Source organism: Paenibacillus sp. FSL R7-0204, from assembly GCF_038002225.1.
Lineage (GTDB): Bacteria > Bacillota > Bacilli > Paenibacillales > Paenibacillaceae > Paenibacillus_AQ.
On the sequence record NZ_JBBOCA010000001.1, the window covers coordinates 6539294 to 6561799 of the forward strand.

Annotated in this window: 20 protein-coding genes and 1 pseudogene; 4 read left to right on the forward strand and 17 right to left on the reverse strand. The window is 53.2% G+C overall.

Going from position 1 to position 22506, the window contains the following annotated elements:
- Positions 1-12: 12 nt before the first annotated feature.
- Positions 13-1647, reverse strand: a complete 1635-nt coding sequence (locus MKX42_RS28350; protein WP_340756378.1) for an ABC transporter substrate-binding protein — start codon at positions 1645-1647, stop codon at positions 13-15.
- A 296-nt stretch (positions 1648-1943) separates the two neighbouring features.
- On the opposite strand from MKX42_RS28350, the gene MKX42_RS28355 reads away from it, so the two are divergent.
- Positions 1944-2915, forward strand: coding sequence for an S-layer homology domain-containing protein (locus MKX42_RS28355; protein ID WP_340756380.1), 972 nt, complete (start codon positions 1944-1946; stop codon positions 2913-2915).
- Between the two features lie 178 nt (positions 2916-3093).
- Here MKX42_RS28355 and MKX42_RS28360 read toward each other — a convergent pair whose 3' ends face one another.
- The 14 genes and pseudogenes from MKX42_RS28360 to MKX42_RS28425 form a co-directional block, all read right to left on the reverse strand.
- Complete coding sequence (locus tag MKX42_RS28360; RefSeq protein ID WP_340756382.1) at positions 3094-4008, reverse strand: GNAT family N-acetyltransferase; 915 nt, start codon at positions 4006-4008, stop codon at positions 3094-3096.
- Between the two features lie 116 nt (positions 4009-4124).
- A complete protein-coding gene (locus MKX42_RS28365) occupies positions 4125-4757 on the reverse strand; it encodes a LysE family translocator (protein ID WP_340756385.1) in 633 nt (210 codons plus the stop codon).
- A 20-nt stretch (positions 4758-4777) separates the two neighbouring features.
- Positions 4778-5209: an Lrp/AsnC family transcriptional regulator gene (locus tag MKX42_RS28370; protein ID WP_340756386.1), complete on the reverse strand. Its 432-nt coding sequence runs from the start codon at positions 5207-5209 to the stop codon at positions 4778-4780.
- Positions 5210-5953: 744 nt separating this feature from the next.
- A complete protein-coding gene (locus MKX42_RS28375) occupies positions 5954-8116 on the reverse strand; it encodes a Tex family protein (RefSeq protein WP_340757871.1) in 2163 nt (720 codons plus the stop codon).
- Positions 8117-8405: 289 nt separating this feature from the next.
- Entirely contained in the window at positions 8406-9617 is a 1212-nt protein-coding gene (locus tag MKX42_RS28380) for an MFS transporter (RefSeq protein ID WP_340756388.1), read from the reverse strand.
- 67 nt (positions 9618-9684) lie between these two features.
- Entirely contained in the window at positions 9685-10299 is a 615-nt protein-coding gene (locus MKX42_RS28385; RefSeq protein ID WP_340756390.1) for a TetR/AcrR family transcriptional regulator, read from the reverse strand.
- Between the two features lie 193 nt (positions 10300-10492).
- Entirely contained in the window at positions 10493-10843 is a 351-nt protein-coding gene (locus tag MKX42_RS28390) for a type II toxin-antitoxin system PemK/MazF family toxin (protein ID WP_036697332.1), read from the reverse strand.
- Between the two features lie 3 nt (positions 10844-10846).
- Positions 10847-11128: a CopG family ribbon-helix-helix protein gene (locus MKX42_RS28395; protein ID WP_036697455.1), complete on the reverse strand. Its 282-nt coding sequence runs from the start codon at positions 11126-11128 to the stop codon at positions 10847-10849.
- A gap of 211 nt (positions 11129-11339) precedes the next feature.
- On the reverse strand, positions 11340-12521 hold the full coding sequence (gene alr, locus MKX42_RS28400; RefSeq protein ID WP_340756392.1) for an alanine racemase: 1182 nt from the start codon (positions 12519-12521) through the stop codon (positions 11340-11342).
- A 181-nt stretch (positions 12522-12702) separates the two neighbouring features.
- A complete protein-coding gene (locus MKX42_RS28405) occupies positions 12703-13785 on the reverse strand; it encodes a LolA family protein (protein WP_340756393.1) in 1083 nt (360 codons plus the stop codon).
- Positions 13786-14097: 312 nt separating this feature from the next.
- The gene (locus MKX42_RS28410) at positions 14098-14451 is read right to left on the reverse strand and encodes a DUF4367 domain-containing protein (RefSeq protein WP_340757873.1); all 354 of its coding nucleotides are present in this window, start codon (positions 14449-14451) and stop codon (positions 14098-14100) included.
- Positions 14452-14723: 272 nt separating this feature from the next.
- Complete coding sequence (locus MKX42_RS28415) at positions 14724-15719, reverse strand: RNA-guided endonuclease InsQ/TnpB family protein (protein ID WP_340756394.1); 996 nt, start codon at positions 15717-15719, stop codon at positions 14724-14726.
- A gap of 47 nt (positions 15720-15766) precedes the next feature.
- Positions 15767-16197 (reverse strand): annotated as a pseudogene (tnpA, locus tag MKX42_RS28420) (IS200/IS605 family transposase).
- Positions 16198-16409: 212 nt separating this feature from the next.
- On the reverse strand, positions 16410-17630 hold the full coding sequence (locus MKX42_RS28425) for an MFS transporter (RefSeq protein ID WP_340756395.1): 1221 nt from the start codon (positions 17628-17630) through the stop codon (positions 16410-16412).
- Positions 17631-17781: 151 nt separating this feature from the next.
- Here MKX42_RS28425 and MKX42_RS28430 point away from each other — a divergent pair, with 151 nt between their 5' ends.
- From MKX42_RS28430 to MKX42_RS28440, 3 genes are all read left to right on the forward strand, one after another.
- Complete coding sequence (locus MKX42_RS28430; RefSeq protein ID WP_340756396.1) at positions 17782-18357, forward strand: TetR/AcrR family transcriptional regulator; 576 nt, start codon at positions 17782-17784, stop codon at positions 18355-18357.
- Positions 18358-18531: 174 nt separating this feature from the next.
- Positions 18532-19653 (forward strand): stalk domain-containing protein, encoded by a 1122-nt coding sequence (locus MKX42_RS28435; RefSeq protein ID WP_340756398.1) that lies wholly within the window; start codon positions 18532-18534, stop codon positions 19651-19653.
- Positions 19654-19684: 31 nt separating this feature from the next.
- Positions 19685-20464: a TatD family hydrolase gene (locus MKX42_RS28440; protein WP_340756400.1), complete on the forward strand. Its 780-nt coding sequence runs from the start codon at positions 19685-19687 to the stop codon at positions 20462-20464.
- A 102-nt stretch (positions 20465-20566) separates the two neighbouring features.
- Here the strand turns inward: MKX42_RS28440 and MKX42_RS28445 are convergent, their stop codons facing one another.
- Together MKX42_RS28445 and MKX42_RS28450 are read right to left on the reverse strand one after the other, a co-directional pair.
- Positions 20567-21133: a histidine phosphatase family protein gene (locus MKX42_RS28445; RefSeq protein ID WP_340756401.1), complete on the reverse strand. Its 567-nt coding sequence runs from the start codon at positions 21131-21133 to the stop codon at positions 20567-20569.
- A gap of 48 nt (positions 21134-21181) precedes the next feature.
- A complete protein-coding gene (locus MKX42_RS28450; protein WP_340756403.1) occupies positions 21182-22465 on the reverse strand; it encodes an MFS transporter in 1284 nt (427 codons plus the stop codon).
- Between the last annotated feature and the right edge of the window lie 41 nt (positions 22466-22506).

Genomic DNA, 22506 nt, shown 5'->3' on the forward strand with positions numbered 1-22506 from the left:
CATTCGAGTCCACTATTTCAAGGTCGAGAGGTATTCGTCATAAGCCTTTTGGCGGATTTGCAGGTTCTGCTCAAGGCCGGAGCTATTGACTGAGGCGACATACGCAGCCCACTCCTTCTCAATGTCAACCTTGGTGGTCAGCCAGTTGGCCCACTTTTGATCCGTGATATTATTGACGTTCGCCTGATTCATTGCCAGGGTGTTGGTGTCCTCCGTGCTGTATTTCATGAAGTTCTGCGGATAGACATTACTCTTCTCGTCCGCCTTGTTCAGCAGCTCATCATAGACGGCCTTCTCCTTCAGCACGTTCTGCATATCCGAGCCAAGCGTCACCTTGTCCTTCAGCGCATCAGCAATATACATCGGACCGTTGTCCGCGAACGAATTCGTCCATTTCCACGAACCCGGGTCCAGAGAAGCATCCGCCGGAGGAAGAATCGCATACGTGCCGTCCCCGTTATCCTTGATTCCCTTATCCGTGTCATTCATTCCGCCGAACAGGACCTGCAAACTAACAACCGGCTCATAAAAGCCATCGATGAACCGCATCGCGGCTTCCTTGTTCTTGGAGCGGGCACTGACCGACACCGCATTGGAGCCGTAATTCTGGTAGTAGTAGTCATTGCTCCAGTACAGCTCATTCGTAGAGTCCGCATGCTGCTTCAACTGCGGCAGGGTCACATATTGGTCCTTCAGCTCATTGCCGAAGCGGTCTCCTGTCTCCCAGCCCCAGGTGAATCCGACCTTGGCCGTAGTTCCATTCCCGCGGGCAACGGACTGGTACTTGGAGTAATCCTGCGTGACCACTTCCTTGCTGATCAGGTTCTGGCTGTACAGCTTCTGCAGGAATTGCATGAGTGTCTTAAACCGTTCATCTACATAGAAATTCTTAACCTGTGCCCCTTCGGTGAAGTAGCCGTCGCTCGCCCCGTTCGACAGTGGCAGCCCCAGGCTGCCCAGCAGCAGCTTCGGTGTGAAGTCCCAGCCGATCGGGTTGAAGTCCATCGGGATCTCATCCGTCTTGTCCCCGTTCTGATTCGGGTCTCCGTCACGGAAAGCAAGCAGCACAGTCTCTAGCTCATCCCAGGTTGCAGGCACCTGAAGGCCGAGATTGTCGAGCCAGGTTTTGTTAATGAACATCGAGGCGGTGGAGCCGGGCCAGATGCCCTTATAACGCGGAGTGCCGTAGAGCTTCCCGTCAATCTGTGTAGCAAGCGTTTTCAATTCCGGGTGCTCGCTGAACATCTTTTGAATATTAGGAGCGTCCTTCTCAATCAGCGGGCCCAGATCCTCGAACAACCCGTTGAATTGCACAAAATCAGAGTTAGAGGTCGCATTGAACAGCAAATCCGGAATTTCACCGCTGGCAAACAGGGCGCTTTTCTTCTGGTCCCAGTCCGCAGAGATTTGCTGCCATTCAATTTCAACATTCGCCTTCTCTTCTATTTCAGCGAGCCATTTCATTTGCGTAACATCTTTGGTCAGTGAATGCTTCACGATAATCGCCTTCAGCTTGGTCTTCCCCTCCGGCGTGTTGCTGCTGTCATTTCCCGCATCCGGGCTGTTCCCTTTACTGCTGCAGCCTGTGAGTGATAGACCTGCCAGAGCGCCTGCCAGTACCAAAGCAAGAATACTCTTTTTTCTCATTTGACTTACCCCCTCTTATTCACGAAAGCGTTATCATTATTATAATTTTTCTGCCGCACCCTGTCTCACCGTATATTACCTTTTAATCATCGTATATTGACCTTTTTAGCAGCAAGAGTGGCTGAATTCAGGCGAAGATTCGACTTCCGGTAGGTGAAAATTGACACATGATGAATTGTTTTGGACTATGGGGAATCACCGCTGCGGGGTTAGAGAATAATAATTCCATCTATGGAGTGATAGGCTGCAACCTTTTGCTCCGGAATCCCATCTAAGAGGATAAGAGGTGAGGTATAATGAAGCATACATTAACCCGGATGCGCACGGCCAAAATCCCGCTGGCCTGCAGCATTCTGGCGGCAACCTTAGCTATCGGAGCACCGGCTTCCGCTTTCTCAGATCTGAAGGGCCATGCGGCCGAAGCCAAAATCAATGCACTCCATCAGGAGGGCATCCTTAACGGAGTGACCAGCGACAAGTTCGCGCCAAAGTCCAGCCTTACGTATGCGCAAGGCGTGCAGTTCATGGTAAGCGGCCTGAAGCTTGCTCCACAGCGCCCCTCCGGCAAGAAGGCCAGCGATTATTTTGACAACGTAAAAAATACCGCCTGGTATGCCTCCGCATTCCTGAAGGCCAAAGAAAGCGGCTTGTCGCTGGAGCGCTCGGTTGACCCTAATGCTGTGATGACACGGGTCCAGTTCGCACAATTGCTGCTTCAGGCGCTTCAGAACAAAGGGGACTTCGCGTATACGGAGATGTATGCCAACATTACAGACGGCGGCAAGCTATCCCCTGCGGAGATGAACAGCCTGCAGATTCTGATCAACACCGGACTGGTCACGCTGGAGAAGAATAACACCTTCCGTCCGAATGAGGCGGTTACCCGTGCAGAAGCTGCCGTCCTGGTCTACGATGCCGCCAAATTCGTGAAGGAAGTGATTATGATGGATGAGAACATTCCGGCCCCGTCCACCACATACGATGCCGCCGTTACGCTGGACAAAGCCGCCGCTGGTGTGAACAAAGCTACGGTGACTGTATCCAATCTGCCGAACCCGGGATATGGCCTGGTCATTGAACGGATTGAGTTCGGTGCTGACAAAACCGCAGTGATCTACTTCAAGGTCACCTCACCGAAGCCCGGTTCCATGAACCCGCAGGTCATCTCGGCAGGCACCGCCGTCACCTATCTGCCGGAAGGCTATACCGCAGTAGCCCAATCCGTAACAGGCTCAGCGGCTTCAGCTTCTTCAGGAGTCATCAAGTAGCAGCTTCAGCATCACGAATAGCGCACCTCCGGATACCCGGTTGGTGCGCTATTCGTTGATGATTGATATCACAATTGACTTCACAATCCATGAACAAGGGAGTCCACCCGTAGCGGACTCAAGATCTCACACTCTGGAAAGGACCGGATAACGCAGTGTGCGGCAGGCCGGTTACCGCTTAGTTCAGCTCCGTATAATACCTGATCTCCTGCCTCCCAGTCTGGAAACCGGCTGAATGATACAGGGACAGTGCGGAATCATTCGTGGTCAATGCGACCAGCTGCGCCTGCTCCAGACCCTTCTCCTGAAGATACATTAACGCACGATTCAGCAGCGCCTTGGCAATGCCTCTTCTTCTCCAGGGCTTGCAGACAAATACATCCTCAATGATGCCAAGCTCCTCTTCCTGCCAGACCATCAGACTGCCCGCCACACGGCCCGCATCCAGCACGACCATCGATGTCCAGTGCGGATGCTCCTGATATTCCAGCAGACGCTCCATTCCGAGCGGGGTCTCTGGCCAGATCTCCGCCTCCAGCTCCAGATAAGCCGCCCGCTGCTCCGGCGAATCCATAGGCGCATGGGTCAATTCAAGGCCTTCCTCCAGCTCCACCGCATGGACGGGTTCACGAAGATCGCGCTGGAGCGTATACAAGCAGCTATCCGGCAGGTAACCGAGATGCTCTGCAAAATAAGCGTGGCAGCTCTCTTCCGCCGCATAACTGCCTGTGCACAGGAGGGTCCCATATTCCGGGGGCAGCGTACGCTTCAGCACCTGTGCCCTTTCCAGCAGAAGGGCGTAGACACTGTCACGCAGCTCCAGATCCTTTTCCCGGCCGGGCACTGTCTTCAGATTCACAAATATCTTGTGTTTACTCTCCGCTGAGCGTCCCGGAGGCACCACATTAAAGAGCTGCAGCTGGCCCTTGGCCACCATCTGATCGCCTTCAAAAGCGCAGTAGACATTCTCCCAGTTGCCCGCATCCCCCACCCACCAGAACAGCACATCCTCCTGCGCCGACACCTGCGCATACATCGCACCAAGCGCCGCCATATCCCTCTCTTCAAACTGCCGGATCACTCTATTGCTCAATTAACATCCGCCACCTTCTGTTTCTGTCCATCATAACACCGCCGGGCAGAGGGCTTCCGTTCTTGAATAACTATAGTTGTTTTATACTGCTGAGCTGGTGGCGCCTAGCGTCCTCGTTACAAAAACACAGCTGCGGATTTCACAAGGGTAACTACACCGAATACAAACAGTACTCCCCCGGACATTTTGTTAAATAGGGAGAGCTTAAAGGGTCCCTCCAGTACCTTATTCCGAAGCAGCGCAGCCGCTCCTGAGAGGAGGACCCACCATAGTGCTGAGCCCAGGAACACGCCTGTAACCAGAAATACCATATCTGTGAGCTTATGCGACAGTAGAACACCAGAAGCTCCGAATACGCCCAGAAAAAACATAATCGTCATCGGGTTAGACAGCGTCAGCAGAAATGTCATCGCATAAGAGCCCAGTACACCTGGACTGGCAGGGGACTGCGGTTCTTCCCTGGATGGAACCCGCAGTAACGATCTTATGCCAAAGACACAAATAAACAATCCGCCAAACACCTGCAGAATCATGCTGTAATTCACTAGAGCTGCGGTCAAAGCTGTCAATCCTAATCCTGCCAGTATGCCGTACACAGCATCTGCGGTTGCCGCACCCAGCCCGCTGTACAGCCCTGTTCTGAATCCTCTGGTAATTGTCGTTCTGATGCACAAAATACTGATAGGCCCTACGGGAGCCGCGATGGACAGGCCCAGCAGCATACCCTTCGATATCCATTCCCATGGCATAGATAACCGCTCCTTCGCTTCTATTCCTCTTTCAGGGCAGATAGACTGAAAATGGTGTTCGACCGGACAATGCTGTAACGGGCTTTAAGCGTATGCGTAATGAAGGTCTCAACACCAGATAGATCTGCTAATGCCACTTTCAGAAGATAATCATATTCACCAGAAATATGATGACACTCCAGTACTTCATGGGATTGGATGATGCCCTCACGGAAGCCTTGAGTTTCCACCGAGCTGCTGAGCTGCAGAAAAATGTAGACTACACAGTTCTTGCCCATAGCCTTACGGTCCAGCTTGACGGTGAACTGCGTTATGACCCCGTTTCGTTCCAGCTTCCGGATTCGCTCCGCAATGGATGGAACCGACAGATGAATCATTTTCGAGATATCGGAGCTGGTCATCCGGCTATTCCTCTTCAGCAGCTCCAGGATTTGCAGGTCAATATCATCCATGTGCTCCCCCTCCTTTTTAAAGTGAATTATACAATATGTATAAAATAAGAAAATACTTGCTGGTAAATTCGTAATTTTTTTAAGCTAATTTGATCTCGTATTAAAAAGTTTAATCATTACCAGATTTCAACGCGGGCAAACTTAAATAGTTAAAGTCTCCCATTACAGAACAAATCATCCTATAGGAAGAATAAGATTATCTTCGCGCGAACACAATGTATGCTGTTTTCCACATACATCGGGCCATGCGCCTGTTTTCGAGCACATTATATGCTGTTTTCCACATACATTCGGGCCGTGTGCCTACTTGCGAGCACAATATATGCTGATTTTTACATACATTCGGGCCGTGGCCTGCGTGCAACACATTGCTGTTTTTCACATACATTTGGTCCATATGCCGCTGTACCAGCCAATTGTATACGGTTTTAAGCAATTTACACTCACCTTTTCCACAGCAGCAGGATACTATAGTTTCCTATACAATAAAAAACTGTGCCATCCTGTTGAAGGAAAGCACAGCTTATCTGCATTCTCCGGTCTTTGCGAACCAGGATGCCGTTATTTGCTCTGAAGTGCCTCTTTTGTCAGTCTAAGCGGACTCAAAAGACGCTAATGAGGCTGTCAGGCCTAATTACAGGTTCCGAAGCCTGTATTAACGGCTCCTGAGTCCACAAACGGTCCGCAAAACGCCGATTTCAGCCAAATAAGGTCCTCTGAGTCCGTAACTCCCGCTACTCCCCGCTACTCCCCGCTACCCGCCGCCTCGCGCGGCTGGCGCATCGTCAGGCTGACGCGGCCCTTCTTCACGTCCACGCCGAGTACCCATAGGGTGACATTGTCGCCGACGGAGACCACATCCATCGGGTGTTTCACATAGCTGCCGCTAAGCTGGGAGATATGGACCAGCCCGTCGTTCTTGATCCCGATATCGACAAAGGCGCCGAAGTCGATTACGTTGCGCACCGTGCCCTGCATCTCCATGCCGGGCAGCAGGTCTTCCATCTTCAGCACATCCTTGCGGAAAATAGGCAGCGGCAGCTCCTCGCGCGGGTCGCGGCCTGGGCGCTGAAGGCTCTCCAGGATGTCGCGCAGCGTAGGCACGCCCACCGCAAGCTTCACCGCAAGCTCCTCCGCATCCTGAGCGCTTAGCTGCTCTGCAACCTCCTTGCTGCCGAGCTGCTTCACATCCAGCCCCAGCTCGCGGAACAACTTGTCGACCACCGCGTAGGATTCCGGGTGGATCGGCGTGCGGTCCAGCGTATTGTCCCCTCCGGGGATACGCAGGAAGCCGATGCACTGCTCGTAGGATTTCGCGCCCAGGCGCGGCACCTTCTGCAGTGCCTTGCGCGTCACGAACTTGCCGTTCTCCTCGCGGAACTTCACAATATTCTTGGCAATCGTCGTATTCACTCCTGCCACATAGGAGAGCAGCGAGGCCGAAGCGGTATTCACGTCGACGCCGACATGGTTAACCGCCGACTCTACGACGCCCTTAAGGCTCTCTTCCAGATGCTTCTGCGACACATCGTGCTGGTACTGCCCGACACCGATGGCCTTCGGATCAATCTTGACCAGCTCCGCGAGCGGGTCCTGCACGCGGCGGGCGATGGAGGCGGCGCTGCGCTCCGCCACATCCAGATCCGGGAACTCCTCCTGCGCCAGCTTGGAGGCCGAATACACACTGGCCCCTGCCTCGTTAACGATCAGGTAGGCCAGGTCAGGGTCGCCGACCTCGGCAATCACCTCGGCCGTGAACTGCTCCGTCTCCCGCGAGCCGGTGCCGTTGCCGATCACGATGAGCTGGATGCCGTATTTGGCGATCAGCTCCTTGAACTTGGCCGCCGCCTCGCGCTTCTTGTTGTTCGGCGGCGTCGGATACGTGACCGCCACCTCCAGCAGCTTGCCGGTATCGTCCACTACAGCCAGCTTGCAGCCGGTGCGGTAGGCCGGGTCGACGCCCAGAACATGGCGTCCCTTCACCGGCGGCTGCAGCAGCAGGCTGCGCAGATTACCTGAGAAGATGGAGATCGCTTGCGTCTCCCCCTTCTCTGTCATCTCCCCGCGCACCTCGCGCTCAACGGAAGGGGCGATCAGCCGCTTGTAGGCATCCTCGGTCACTGCTTCCAGCAGCTCCTTGACCGGAGAAGGCCCCTTCACCAGCTTGCGGATAATGAAAGCGTGAATCTTGTCCGGCACCACCTCGATGCCGACCTTGAGGATATTCTCCCGCTCCCCACGGTTGATCGCGAGAATACGGTGCGGCGGCATCCGGTGCACAGGCTCCCGGTACGCATAATAATTCTCGTATACACTTTCCTGCTGGGCATCTTTGGCCTCGGAGACCAGAATCCCCTGACTCGCTGTATACTGGCGCACCCAGGAACGGATAGCCGGATCATCAGCAATATTCTCGGCAATGATGTCCATCGCCCCTTGCAGAGCCAGCTCGGCGCTCTCCACACCCCGGTCCGCATCGATATACTTTGCAGCTTCTTCCAGCGGAACTCCTTGGCGTCTCTGCTCCATCACCCAATCTGCCAGCGGTTCAAGTCCCCGTTCCTTGGCGACACTGGCCCGTGTCTTGCGCTTCTGCTTGAACGGACGGTACAGATCCTCCACTTCCTGCAGCTTCACAGCTTTCATGATACTAGCCTGCAGCTCAGGAGTAAGCTTGCCCTGCTCCTCGATGCTGCGGATCACATCCTTCTTGCGGTCACCGAGGTTACGCAGATATCCAAGCCGTTCTTCGACATCACGGAGGACATTCTCGTCCAACTCCCCGGTCATTTCCTTGCGGTATCTGGCGATGAACGGAATGGTGTTGCCCTCATCTAGCAGCCCCACCGTAGTTCTTACCTGCTTCAGACTGATACTCAGCTCCTTGGCAATAGCTGCAAGTATCAGTTCCTGCTCCTGACGGGCAGCGGCATCTTCCGCCGCCTTCGCCGCCTGATTCGTATCAACGCTCAAGTAGATCCCTCTTTCTATACACAGTCTGAGTTCATAGCTCTCTACTGAAATACTATCACAGTTTGCCGCAGGACCAAAGTTTGCCCCATACAAAAGAAGAAGCGGCCGCACCGTCCCCTCAGGGATAGCGCAGCCGCCATCATGTTAACGTATTGTATTCGGTTTTTCACATACATTTGCACCAATAATTTCACTCTCTTTGTCCATCAGGCCTCAACATGGGCTAGCGCACCGCAGTAACCTGCTTGCTTCTTCTCCGCCGGGCATAGCCAACCGACAACATGAAACTGATGAACAAGACCAGCGCAGCCACCGCATAAGGGAAATTGATATCCAGGTCGAACAGGACCCCCGCCACAATCGGGCCGGCAATGTTGCCAAGGCTCGTATACGCGGAATTCATTCCCATCACCAGGCCCTGCTGCGAATCATCTGCCATCTTGGAGAGCTGGGTGCCGACAGCCGGACGAAGAATATCCATAGCCAGAAAAACAACAAAGGTCACAGAAACAATCGCCACGAAGCCATGCACGAACAGCGTCAGCAGAATCGACAGGCCCGCGATCATCAGACAGGCGGAAATGACCCGGCTCTCTCCGAATTTGTTCAGAATCCAGCTGAATGCGGTAATCTGCACCACCGCCCCGGCAATGGAACCAAACGTCAGAACAAACGCAATATCCTTGGGAGTGAACCCGAATTTATGATCTACGAATAGTCCGAATACCGTCTCATAGTTGGCTAGTCCGAAGGAAAGCACGAATACAATGATTAATCCGAAGAAATAAGGCTCACGATACGAGCGCATGAGCTGTATGATTAGACTATCCTTATTGCCTTTCATCGTTCTCGCTTCTTCCCGCAGCTCCGCCGAACGCGATTCCGGCAGGACCAGCAAGGTAATAACCGCAACAATGGCGGCTGCCCCCGCAGCAACGAAGAAAGGAACGCGGATGCCAAGCTCCGCAAGATAGCCGCCAATTCCCGGACCGATGATGAAGCCGGTAGTAATGGCTGCATTGATGAAGCCCATGCCTTGGGCCCGCTCCTCTGAGGAGGTGGTATCTGCCACATAAGCCATAACCGCAGGCATAATCATCGCGGCGCCAACACCGCCAAGCATTCTCGATACGAACAGCACCCAGGAGGCGTCAGCGAGACCGAACAGAAGCTCCGAGAAGGCGAATACGGCCAGCCCGCCGACGATGATTTTTTTGCGGCCCATCTTATCCGACAGTCTTCCGGCGAAGGGCGAGACCAGCAGCTGCGTCAGCGAGAAGGCTGCCACCAGCAGTCCGACCACACTCCCGCCAATGCCCAGCTCGTTCATATAGGTCGGCATAATAGGGACAACCAGACCAATTCCCGTGAACGCCAAAAAGATATTTAACATCAGGAGCAGCATCGCTCCCCGGTTTTTTAACAGTAATGACATGGTGTTTCCCTCCGTATATCCCAGAGCCTTGCTATAAGCTCCGGTTGTAATACATCTATTTCTCTATTTATTGCTCCATCTTCCCCGACCCTATCCCCTGAAGCAGGATCTGAATTCCCGCACGGTAGTATGCCCTGATCGTCTCCGGGGTATCGGTCCTGCCTGTGATCTCATGGACCCGGCTGATTCCCTCCAGCATAGCGCTGAGCGTGATTACATAGTTATCCAGGTCACCACGGATCAAGTAACCGGACTCCATCCCCTCCTGAAGCAGCACACGGCAGGCCTCTGTTACCGATTCGAAAATATGTGAAAGGCGCTCGCTAATCTCCTTCGAAAGCGTATGGGATCTGCCATATTCCTCCAGGGCATGGATCAGCGGATTCTGGATATCCTTCGCATAGTGATCCCCCAGCGCGTATAGACGGGCTTCCGTTCCGCTAATCCCGCTCCGCAGGTCCTCCCACTCATTGAGCCACTTCTGGGTATCCACCTCCACCACGTACAGGAACAATTCATCCTTGCTTGGAAAATGGTGATACAGACTCCCCTTGCTGACCTTCGCGGCTGAGCAGACCTCGTTCATGCTTACAGCGCCGTAGCCCTTTTGAGCAAATAAACTGGAGGCATGCTCCAGAATCCGGTTCTTCGTTTCTTCTCCATCTGAACGTCCCTTAATCATTATCCCTCCTCTAGACCGACCGATCGGTCCAATTGTATCATGTAGTTACACCCATGCACAACCCCTGTCATTCATCCTCATCTATCCTCGGGTATATCAATAAGTATATCTAGGCAGACGCCAAAAAAGGCAGCACCGGAATGTATCCAGCCTGCCTTTTAGTACGATGGTTGATGTTATATCCCCGTAGGGTTCAGAAATCAATCAGCCCCAGGCTGATTTGCAGCGAATCATCCACCAGCTTCATGGTCTCATCATCCAGGTGGGTGATTTTATCCGTTAAGCGTTGCTTGTCAATGGTACGAACCTGCTCCAGCAGAATCACAGAATCCCGGTCAAAGCCATGAGCAGCTGCATCAATCTCGACATGTGTCGGCAGCTTGGCCTTCTGGATCTGGGCAGTGATAGCTGCCACAATCACAGTCGGGCTGAAACGATTGCCAATATCGTTCTGAATGATCAGTACCGGCCTTACTCCACCTTGCTCAGAACCCACAACCGGTGAAAGGTCGGCAAAAAAAACGTCGCCGCGTTTAACAATCAATAGTTACACCCCGCTTACTAAGCGGCCAAGAGTACTGTCTGCATCTTCCTCTGCGAGAAAGGCCTCGCATGCCATGGTCAAATTAATCTTAGCCATTTCCATATAGCCCCGCTGCATGGACTCGCGGATGGTACGTTTCCTCCGATCGCTCAAGTACAGCTTCATGGCCTGCCTGATCAATTCACTACGGTTAGAGTTCTCCAGTTGAACGATCCCATCTACTTCCTGCAAGAGATGATCGGGCAAGCTGATCATGATTCTTTTGGTGTTCTGCAAATTGGCCACCTTCTCTTCCACCCCCACAAACCTTCTGCCCTTGTGTTCCAGTGTTACAATATACAAGGAATTTTATACAAGGAATATATGCCGCCAGTATATCAAGTATGCTGCATCCCATTATAAACTAGAAATGGCGGTTCGTATAGACTATAAGTCACAAGCCCTACACGGTACGTTCCTTATATTCAGTTCCTGTACTAGGTATCTGGTCAGGGTATTAGGCTTGCAGCAAGGGATTGACGAGTTTGGGTAGCGTACCTTGGCGTACATACACGCGCGGTACCCGGTGAGCCAGCATACAGATTACTTCGTAGTGGATCGTCCCTAAATGGAGCGCCAGTTCATCTGCCGTGATCGACTCGGTGCCCTGGCGGCCGATGAGTACAACCTCTTCGCCTGCTTTGATTTGTTCCGCTTCTAGAGCGAAAGATTTGAGTGATACCATACACTGGTCCATGCAGATCGTTCCGACGACAGGAACGCGGCGTCCGCGTATTAGCACCTCCGCTTTGCCTGTTAGCATGCGGGAATATCCGTCAGCGTACCCCACGGGGAGCGTAGCGATGATCTCATCGCCTGCCGTGAAATACCGGGTGCCGTAGCTGATGCCTGAGTCAGGCGGCAGGGTTTTGACATATACAGCCTGCGTCTTCAGCGTCATTACCGGGTGTAGAGCCACCAGCTCACGGTTCACCTCAGCCGAGGGGTAGAATCCGTACAAGCTTATGCCTACACGCACCATGTTAATGGATAGTAGAGGTGTATCAATGGCCGTAGCGCTATTGCCCGTATGTATGATCGGGATGGTAATGTTCATGTCCCGAAGCGCCTCCGCCACGCTCATGAAACGTCGGTGCTGCATTAGTGTATAGCTTTTGTTGTGTTCGTCTGCTCTGGCAAAATGGGTGAACATGCCTTCAAGCTCCGCCTGTGCCACCGCATGGACCTCAGCGATGAATGCAGGCGCATCCTCCGGCAATAATCCCAGTCTTCCCATTCCGCTGTCAATCTTGATGTGTACCTTCAGCCGGTGCTCCTTCTCTACAGGAAGGGCGCTAACCGCTGCCAGTACTTCCGGTGTGAACAGTGTAACGGTAATATTGTTCTCCCAGGCTACGGCAATGCCCTCCGGTGAAGTATAGCCCAGCACCAGGATAGGAAGTAGTATTCCCGCCTGACGCAGCTCCAATGCCTCATCCAGAAAAGCAACACTGACATAGTCCGCTCCAAGCCGCTCCAGCTCCCGCGTTACCTCCACTGCTCCATGTCCATACGCATTTCCTTTGACACATCCCATGAACTTGGTCTCCTGCGGCAAAACGCCGCGTAAAGCTTCGTAGTTGGCACGCAAATCATCCAGGTTAATCTCGGCTGCTGTCGGCCGATAGCTTGCCTTCACTTCAGGTCACCTTCTTACATTGTAGTAAAACATCTCTGCCTTGTTCGCACAGATCAGAAGTCTTACTGCCAATGGTAATGCTCGTGAAGGCCGCTGTCAATGTGAGCAGATGTAGGCAAAAAAACGGATACCGCGGGTAGAGGAATGATTCCCACCTTGCGCAGTATCCGCCCACTGATTTTTATTTACCCGATTGTTCCTCCATAGAAGCGGCTATTTGCATCATTTCCGTAACTGGCAGATTTGCGCTTGTAATCCGGTACTCTACACCCTCGCTCATCCAGGTCAGCGTCTGCTGCTCATCCCCGCTAAGCAGGCCTGCCGTGAAGCCCAGATCAACCAGTGTTCCGGGAGCCAGCGACACCGCACGGTCCAGCGGACGAGCTTCCATAATCGTATACTGGTAGACACCGTCATAGCGGATCAGCACCGCATGATCCTTGCTGCCTTCAATCTTGTTGGTGTCCTTCAGCTTCACACCGGCCGGAATGTAAGCCGGCTCAATGATCCCGAAGTCGCCCAGCTCGGCTGTAACCGGCTCACCGGCCTGTTCACCATCTTCAGAGACCACCGGATTGCCTTCCTGATCCACTTCCGCCATCGTGTTCTCGGAAGGGCTGCCGGCCGCCATATTCTTCTGCATATCGAAGGAATCTGCTGTGAATTCCGGATCGAACTTGAAGCTGTCGAAGGTCACGTTCACCACAACCTTGGCTTCGGAATCCGATACCTGCACCTGCTTCGGCTCATAGGTCTTTTTGTTCAGCCAGATCTTCTGGCGGACCAGCGCACTGCTCTGATAATTGGCAGCGACCTCGAACACATAATTATCCCCGTCCTCCACGAACTGCCGGTTATTGTCAGAGACAATCCCCTTCAGCAGCGTCTGGTACAGATACACTTGCCCTTGCTTATCCGGCCAGTCGCTCTGGAAGCGGAAGCTTTTGCCAAGGCTTGGGGTAAGGACGAATACGCCCTCATCATTGCGCAGCACGATCTGCTTCACGTCCTTCTGAACGTTCGACAGGCTGATCCGGTAATACGAAGGGTTCTTATACCATACCTCCACCTTGTAATCCTGCGGCTGCTCCCCAGTGTACAAGGTCATTGTGCCTGAGCCCTGATAAGCTCCCTGCTTGCTCTCCAGCTTGTCAGACACTTGATTCAGATCCTTGACCACAGAGGCGGCATCCTTCTTCCCGCACCCCGCCAATACTAAGGCCACGCTCATAATGATCGCGAGTACCCATGTTATCCGGCGCATGACATCATCCCCTTAACCTGTTTTGAATGCATTGATTAGTACATGTCTATGAAGGACTTGGCCTCAATATGCAGACGGGCATGACAAGCATGAAGAGAAGTGTTATTCCAGCCGCGAATCCGCTCCCGCCACCCGGGAATCTAACAATCTATGTATGGTTCCTCTTATTTCCTTCTATATAGTAGAAACGCTATTTCAAAAAAGCACCAGCCCGCAATTCCCGCCACGCTCCGGGGTTGCAGTCTGGTGCTCTGATTCATCCTATGCCTGTCTATGCCTCGTACCTGTTCCCTTATCCGCTCCTCAGCGGCTTTACCAGTTAATCGACTCTGCGATCTTCAGAACCTCAGCCCGGTCAAGACCACGGGTGCTGAGGCCGTACATCACGCCGTTTATTTCCCAGTCCAGGCTTCTGTCACTGACCAGAACTGCATCTGTCCCCTTGAGCTTCACCTGCTCCACCTTGTCGTCCGTTGCCATTGAAAAGGCATTCTCCTCATTGGCAAGGCGCAGCTGCATCCAGATCCGCTTATTCTTATCCTTGCTGTTGAAGAACAGTTCAACTATCTGCCCGCTTACGCCCTCCTCATCCTTATAGAACTCCCCGTGGTCAAAGGCAAAGCCCTCTGGCAGGTTCTTTTTTCCCGGTAGGCGATATAGTTGAATATCCTTTTATAATAGGCATCAAAAACCGCTGCAAATTCAAGCTTAGTCTCTATTTGAGCAGGAACCCTGTCATGTATCAAAGGCAGCAATGCGCGCTCTTGCAGTCCTTAAGCCCTCCCTTCCAGGCTGAATTTACTTGGCCAATTGAACCTCCACACCCTTACAAGGGTTGGATTCTTAGCTGGTTAGCGGGCGCATCCGTTTCCGCTTTGCCCTACTGCTAAGTTAAGGGCGAGTTCATTCGCCCATCCTAGATCAGAGCCTATAGCTATCTAGGCTGGCAGACTGTTACCATCTGCCACAGGTTGACGCATGATGTTAATCGCACCGACCCGATCCCGATGTGCTGTATAACCGCAGTCGCACTGATACGTTCGATCCTTTGCTTTGTTCCGCTCTCCACAAGAGGGACAGGTTTGCGAGGTGTAGGCCGGATTCACTTCAACCACTTGGATTCCAGCGAGTGTCGCCTTATACCCGATGAACATTTGCAACTGATAGAACGACCAATGATGCAGGTTTTTGGCGTTTTTACGACTTGTTCTTGTCGTCTTCCGAATATCCGTCAGCTTCTCCAGCTTGATGACAGACACCTTTTCTTGAATGGCCATATTCACGATCTGGCGGCTGATTTTGTGATTCTGATCTTTCATATAACGACTTTCCTTGTCGTTCTGTTTACGGATTGCGGATAGCTGTTTAAGCTTTCCTAATTTGCGGCGATAGGTACTGTACTTACGGCGAACAAACTTGTTTTTACGTCCATTTCCGCAAAATGTTGTCTTGCCACTAGAGGTTACGACAACAGCAGGCACTTTCAAGCCTAAATCAATCCCCATCAGTTCATGACCATCGGCTGGCTTAGTCGGTCGTTCGATTGAAATTTGAACAAACCATTTTGCTGATTTTTGAACCACACGCAGAAGTCCAAGCTTCCCCTTCGCAAGCATGTCTCGCTCCCGATCTGGCAGAAGCGCAGGCACCACAAGACGTTGTACTTTTCCATCCAGGATTACTGGGAACGAAATGTGGTTGCCCCGAATCGTATAGTTTTGATTGTTCACGTAGTACACCCTCTTTTGGAGAAGAGGTCGCTTCTTCGTTTTCTTGAACCGCTGAAATAGGCTATTGGCGTCTCGAATCACTTGATTCTTTACGGCAGAGGGTAGATTGGCTTGAACGGTTTTTGAAGTTAGTTTCGGGAACGTTCCAGACCTTTCGGCTTGCTCCGTTAGTTCGTTGACGGTTCGAATGTATTCGTTGCCCATATACACCAATACAGACGGATGGGTTGGAAAAATGCGTATTTGAATCGTTACGGTTTGCAGGGTTTCACCCCCTTTTTTTGTTCTTCAATATATCGTTGATCGTTTCGCTTGAAACGTTCCCTGCCGTACTGACAAAGTAGGAACGAGTCCAGAAGGAAAGCAAGTGGTTCAAGTGCTTACATTGTTCACGGAGGGCGGGGAAGTGATTCCTTTCAGTTTCGCCATAAGTTCTGCGGGAGAATCGCTTGGCAGTGCGTTTAGAAAAAATTCACATGATCAGGCATGACCTCCATTGCGAGTATATTCCAATCCTGTTCGGCACATATCTCTATAACCATTTCACTTAAACTGAATCTCCACTTGATTGAATAGCACTTTACGTCTGTATCTAGGGCAAAAAAACAAAATGATAGTTAATTAATGATACCGTTGTTTTGGTATTTCTATAGGATTGTAAATTTTGACAGCATAAGGATATTCCTTAAACAAAGACGATTCATCCCACCCCAAAAGGAGTGGGCTTTCTCGACTAATTTCTGTAATTTACATGAGCTAATACGCTCTATTTATCGAATCCATTACATCTCTGAACGAAAAAAAAGACAAAGGATCGAAGCTCCTCTGCCTACTGTAGTTTTTTTAGGAATTACTGGCTATGCGGATTATTGCTGAACGCCAAGGCTCCTTTTCTCAAGCGTGCTCCTTCTTCTCGCTCAAAAAGCAGATCAGCGCCAGCACTGGCAGTGCCAGCCCGATTAGGGTTGTCAGACTCCAGCCGCCGTAAGCATACGCCCAGCCCCCGAGTGATGATCCCACGGCTCCTCCAATGAAGAAAATCGCCATGAACAAGCCGTTCAGCCGCCCCCTTGTCTCATTGCCCAGTGAATAAATCGCCCGCTGCCCCAGCACCAGATTACCGGACACGCTCATATCGAGCAGAATCGCCGTCAGCACCAGCAGGCCTAGTGTAAGATTGGAGGTATCCCGCAGCAGATAGGCCAGAATAAAAGAGAGAACGGCCAGTGAAATGCCAAGACCAGTCAATAACCGGGTCCAGCCCTTGTCAGCCAATCTGCCCGCAATCGGCGCGGCTACGGCTCCGCCCACGCCAGCCAGGGCAAACAGGGCGATTCCTTGCTGAGACAGATGATACTCGCTGGACAGATGCAGTGGAACGGTCGTCCAGAACAGACTGAAGGCGCCGAACAGGCTGGCCTGGTATAGAGCGCGGCGCCGCAGCACCGGCGTATGCGTGAGCAATGTGCCCAGAGAGCGGAGTAATTGTCCGTATCTCAAGCCGGGAGCGGGCTTCCGGGCGGGCAGGACACGGGACAGGAGCAGCGTCAGCAGCGCAGTAACGACAGCCGAGACGATGAAGATGGACTGCCAGCCCCAGAGTCCGGCCATGAAGCTGGCGACCGGGCGGGCGAACATAATGCCCAGCAGCAGTCCGCTCATTACATTGCCTACGACGCGGCCGCGATCTTCCTCTGTGGCCAGATAGGAGGCATAGGGCACCAGGACCTGCGCTGCTACCGAGCCCAGCCCGATCAGCAAGGAGGCGGCCAGGAACAGCGGTGCATTTGGTGCCAGGACGGACAGCGCCAGGGCAGCCACAACCAGAATCAGCGACATCACAGTCAGCCGGCGGTTCTCAATAATATCGCTGAGCGGGACAATGAACAGCAGTCCGGCTACGTAACCGATCTGCGTCAGGGTAACGATTAGCCCCGTCGCTCCGGCCGACAGATGAATCGCCTGCCCGATGGGCCCAACCAGCGTCTGGGTATAATAGAGATTCGCCACGATCAGTCCGCAGGATACGGCCAGCAGAAATGTGATCCAGCCGGGAACAGCCTTTGCGTCTTCAGGGGAACCTGCTTGTTGTTGCACCGGGACGTAAGCCTTCATTTGAAACTCCACCTTCCATTTTTTAAATACTGAACATCCAGTTCATTAATTGCTATGACCAAATAATATACTAAACGTTCAGTATTGTAAATAGGCGGTTTTATGGTATACTCCAATTATAGTTGAACTAGTACTGTCAGGAGGAATCATCATGGAGAAAAAAAGAGGCCGTCCGCGCAATACCGAGGCCAAGAACGCTATTCTGAACGCTTCATATGAATTATTGCTGGAGACGGGCTTCGGCGCAGTTACCGTAGAGAAGATCGCGGAGCAGGCCCAGGTCAGTAAGGCAACGATTTATAAATGGTGGCCGAATAAAGCGGCGGTGGTGATGGACGGATATCTGTACGCTGCTAACGCCAGACTTCCAATTCCCGATACCGGTTCCGCCAAGGAGGACATTCTGATTCATGCGGGGACGCTCGCGCAGTTCCTCACCAGCCGGGAAGGTAAAGTCATTACGGAGCTGATCGGTGAAGGGCAATCCGATACCGGACTGGCGGAGGCATACCGGAGCAGATATTTCGGCCCGCGCCGCGAGGAAGCCCGGAAGCTGTTTGAACGGGGGATTGCCCAAGGGGAACTGAAGCAGGGACTCGATATCGGGAGTTGTATTGATCTCGTCTATGGCCCCATCTTCTACCGTCTGCTGCTGACTGGGGGAGAACTGGGCGAGGCTTCCGTCAGAGCCCTGGTGTCGCTTGCCCTTCAGGCGCTTGAAGCGTGAGGTTCCTGCAAGGCTACTATATAAGTGGCAAGTTGCAGGCGGATAGGCACAATACAGTATGAGCTAGGGCTGTAACAGGCTTGTCTTATCTTTGTTAACAGAACATGACCCGCAGGCGGCGTTTTTCATTTATAATACAAGAGATTGGAATTTCCAGACTCCGGAGGTTATCTTATGAAAAAAATTCTCGCTGCTACTGCCCTTGCCCTGCTCCTCGCTGGCGCTGCTGCGGCATCACCTATAGATACAGCCCTTTCTGCTCCTGCACCGCTATCTCTTATTGTAGATGGACAAGCCGTCCTGCCCTATGCTGCGCCCTTCCATTCCGGCGGCATCTTGTATGTTCCGGCCCGCACGCTGCTGGAGTTCTATCCGATGCAGCTGCAATGGAATAACACCCTCAAGCAGCTTACTCTGTCCACAAGCTGGGACAAGACGATTCTTACGCCCGGCAGCGCTTCCATGCAAGTCAGCTATACCCAGACGGACGGAGGCGCTAATGAGACGCTGGATGCGCCCGTACTGCTGAAGGCCGGGCGTGTGTACATCGCGGCAGCTACGCTGGACTCCCTAACGGGAGCTGTCACGGAGCTGAAGACCGGAGGAAGCCGGGTTACCGTTACGCCTGGCGATCTGAGCACCACCGTCAGGGTTCCCGCAGAACCTCTTGCCGTTGCCGCCAATAACAACAAGGTGAAGCTTTATGCTGCCCTGAAGGACGGCAATACCTACAAAGGATTCATTCTTGAAGTGAACGGGAAAAAGCAGCGCTTCAACTGGACCGTATCCAGAGACTACTCGCACCCGCCTCAGCTCTTCTATGCCGATGTAGATTCTGACGGCAAACCGGAGGCCACAGTGGTATTTACACTGGGTACCGGTACCTCACTGGTGGCGCAGGAGGTTCATGTGGTTAAGCCGGAACAGTGGAAGGAAATATCGGTGCCTGCTGCGGACGAGGCCGCCCGTGCAGCAGTATCCTCCAGTATTTCGCTGGATCAGAATGATGTGCTGCTGAAGCTGGAGCTTCCGGGACCCGCGCCCTCCAAGGTGACGCTCAGACTCCCGGACCGTGCTGAGGACGGGCTGAAGTATTTCGGAAGCAAAGCGGCCATTGGCGCAGTGACCTACTACTCAGTGGAGAATAACAAACTGCTTGCAGATACCAGCTTGATGGTAGGCATGACCGAGAGTGTCGGTACCCTGAAGCTGGTATATAAGGCAGGTAAGGCGGGGATGGAGCTGGGGTCCATTGCTTTTGAACCGCATGAACGCGGTGAGGCCATTGTGGAGTAAAAAATCCGCTGCTGGAAGGAGAGGCTTGCAAATGATTGATGCCCATATTCATCTGGACCAATATGAGGACAACGTATTGTCCTCCATGCTGGAGGGACTGCCGGAGCAGGGCATAAAGGCCCTGATCGCAGTCTCGATGAACCACGCTTCCAGCAAGCGTACCCGGGAGCTCGCAGCCAGATATCCCGGCCTCGTGAAGCCTGCTTATGGCTTCCATCCAGAGCAGGCGCTGCCTACGGAGGAAGAACTGAACGCGCTGCTGAAATGGATTACAGACCATGCGGACAATATGGTCGCTATTGGTGAAATCGGTCTTCCCTACTACTCCCGGGCAGAAGCTCTGGAGCGTGGCGAAGCTTGGGATATGGCACCCTACATTCAGCTTCTGGACAGACTTCTTGGACTGGCTGCACGTTTGGGCAAGCCTGTAGTACTGCATGCCGTCTATGAGGATGCATGGACCGTATGCGATCTGCTGGAGCAGCATGGCCTTACGCAGGCCCATTTCCACTGGTTCAAGGGCCCCGCCGCTACCGTTGACCGGATGATTAGCCGCGGTTACTACATTTCCTTCACTCCCGACATCCTCTATGAACCGGAGATTCAGGAGCTGGCACGCCGCTATCCGCCGGAGCTGGTCATGGCAGAGACGGACGGCCCCTGGCCGTTTGAAGGGCCGTTCGCCGGGCGCACCACCCATCCGGCTATGGTCCATGACGTGGCCGCCGCCTGGGGGGCGCTGCATGGCTATTCCGTTGCCGAAGCCAGAGCAAAGCTGACGGCGAATACGGTGCGATTTTATGGGTTATAGGGCTGCCGCTCCTACTTGAGTACAGCATCAGACTTAAATCTGTTAAGGTGCAAGCTAAGCTAAATACTTACACTTTCTAGTAATAACTATTCTGCCCTCAGCTTACAGAGGCATCCGCCGGACCAGTACTTCATCTTCTTTGAACTCCATGACATAGATATCCGGCTTGGTCGTCTGCAGCAGGAAGTCCAGATCATATTCCGGGGCAAAATAGCTCATCATCAAGGCCATGACCAGCCCGTGGGTTCCGATGACCACCCGCTCCCCTGCATGGGTCTGCAGGATTTCCAGCAGCGCCTTCACTGCACGTGCCTGGCACTCCCGGTTCGATTCCCCGCCCGGCAGGGCATAATCGGGATCGGTGTACATCTTCTGGAGTTCATCGTATAAGCCTTCGTCGGATAGCTGCTGGTTGCCCTCCATCCAGACCTTTTCTCTAAGATCATCGATCAGAATGATTTCCTGCTCCAGTTGATCCGCCAAATCCGCAATCGTATCGACCGCCCGGATATACGGGCTGCTGTACAACACATCTATCCCTTCATCCTTCAGGCATTCCGTGACCTGCAGGGCATCCTCCTTGCCCTTGGGCGACAGGCCGCGCGTCCATTCATCCACCCCGGTCCGCAGCGAATCCCCGTGTCTTACCATATAGATATAAGTTGTCATATGCTCCTCCTAATCGTCCATACAGAAATTAGTGATCCGTTAACCTTCTTAGCTACTCTCTACCGCTGGCTGAGCGGCTTCCGCTGTAGACCCCGTCACCGGCCAGAGCTGCCGGCCGAACGCCACACCTGTCAGACCCAGAATCAACAGCAGCAAGCCAATGTTAACAAAAATACGGGCAGGACCTGCATACTGCACAAGCAAACCGCCCAGCAAAGGTGCAACAATGAGCACCGTGCCGAGTATAGTGTTCTGGATGCCAAAGATCCGGCCAGTCATGTGCGGCGGGGTTTCTTTTTGCAGACAATAGTTGAAAGTAATCATGTACACCCCGTTGCCGATCCCCAGTACAAACCCGATGAGCAGCACCCAAATAATAGATGCCCCCGGCTGGAGCAGACCCAGCGCCGCAATCGACCCGCCGATTAATACACACGCGGAGCCGAGCCTCCAGCCATACCTGATTTCCGAGGTTAATTTGTTCAGGATCAGGATGATCAGCACGGCTCCCGCTCCGGCTGCGGCCACCATCCAGCCGAGCAGCGATTCCCGCTCGGGTGCGAATACCCTGAACAGGCTGGTGAATTGAAAATCAACCACCTGAATCACCAGCGTTCCGGCCAGCCCGAACAACATCGTATTCAGCAGCAGCCGGCTGCGCAGCATGAAGCTCCAGCCTTCCCGCCACATCATATGGAGCGGAATCTTGTCTTCCGGCGCCTCCGGCTGCTTGCTGTCTTCTTCATCCGTGTGGATGTTTTTTACGGATAGCAGCAGCAGATAAGAGCAGCCGCGCAGCAAGGCATTGAGCAGGATGCACCACTGCGGCGTAAGGAAGGCGAGCGCCAGACCACCGAGCAGCGGACCGGCGATTTTGGAGCCTTGGTTGACCAGTCCGTTCAGTGACGAGGCTTGCAGCAGCTGGTCCTCTCTCACGAGACTGCGGGTCAAGGACTGCTGGGCGGGCATATTCAGTGTAGACAATGCTGAACGCAGCGCCAGCAGAGGCAACAGCCAGACCATACTCGGGGCGAACAGCACCAGTAGCGTCAGCAGCGCCGTCAGGAGATCACAGATGCGCATCAGCTTCAGCTTGTTCAGCCGGTCGGCAGCTACCCCGGCAATTGAGCCAAGCAGAATACTCGGCAGCGCCAGCGCTACCGGAATGAGCGCCAGCATCAGCGGCCCGGCCTGCCAGCGGTAACCGACCAGTACCTGAATGGCCAGTGCATCGAACCAGTCGCCGAAACTCGCCGTGGCAAAAGCGCTGTACACCCGCATATACGTTTTGTTATGAAGCAGGCTGTTTCCCTGCTTGGTTGATTGTTCCATCTGACACTCCTCCAGGTTACATAAGATCGTAGATGAAGCTC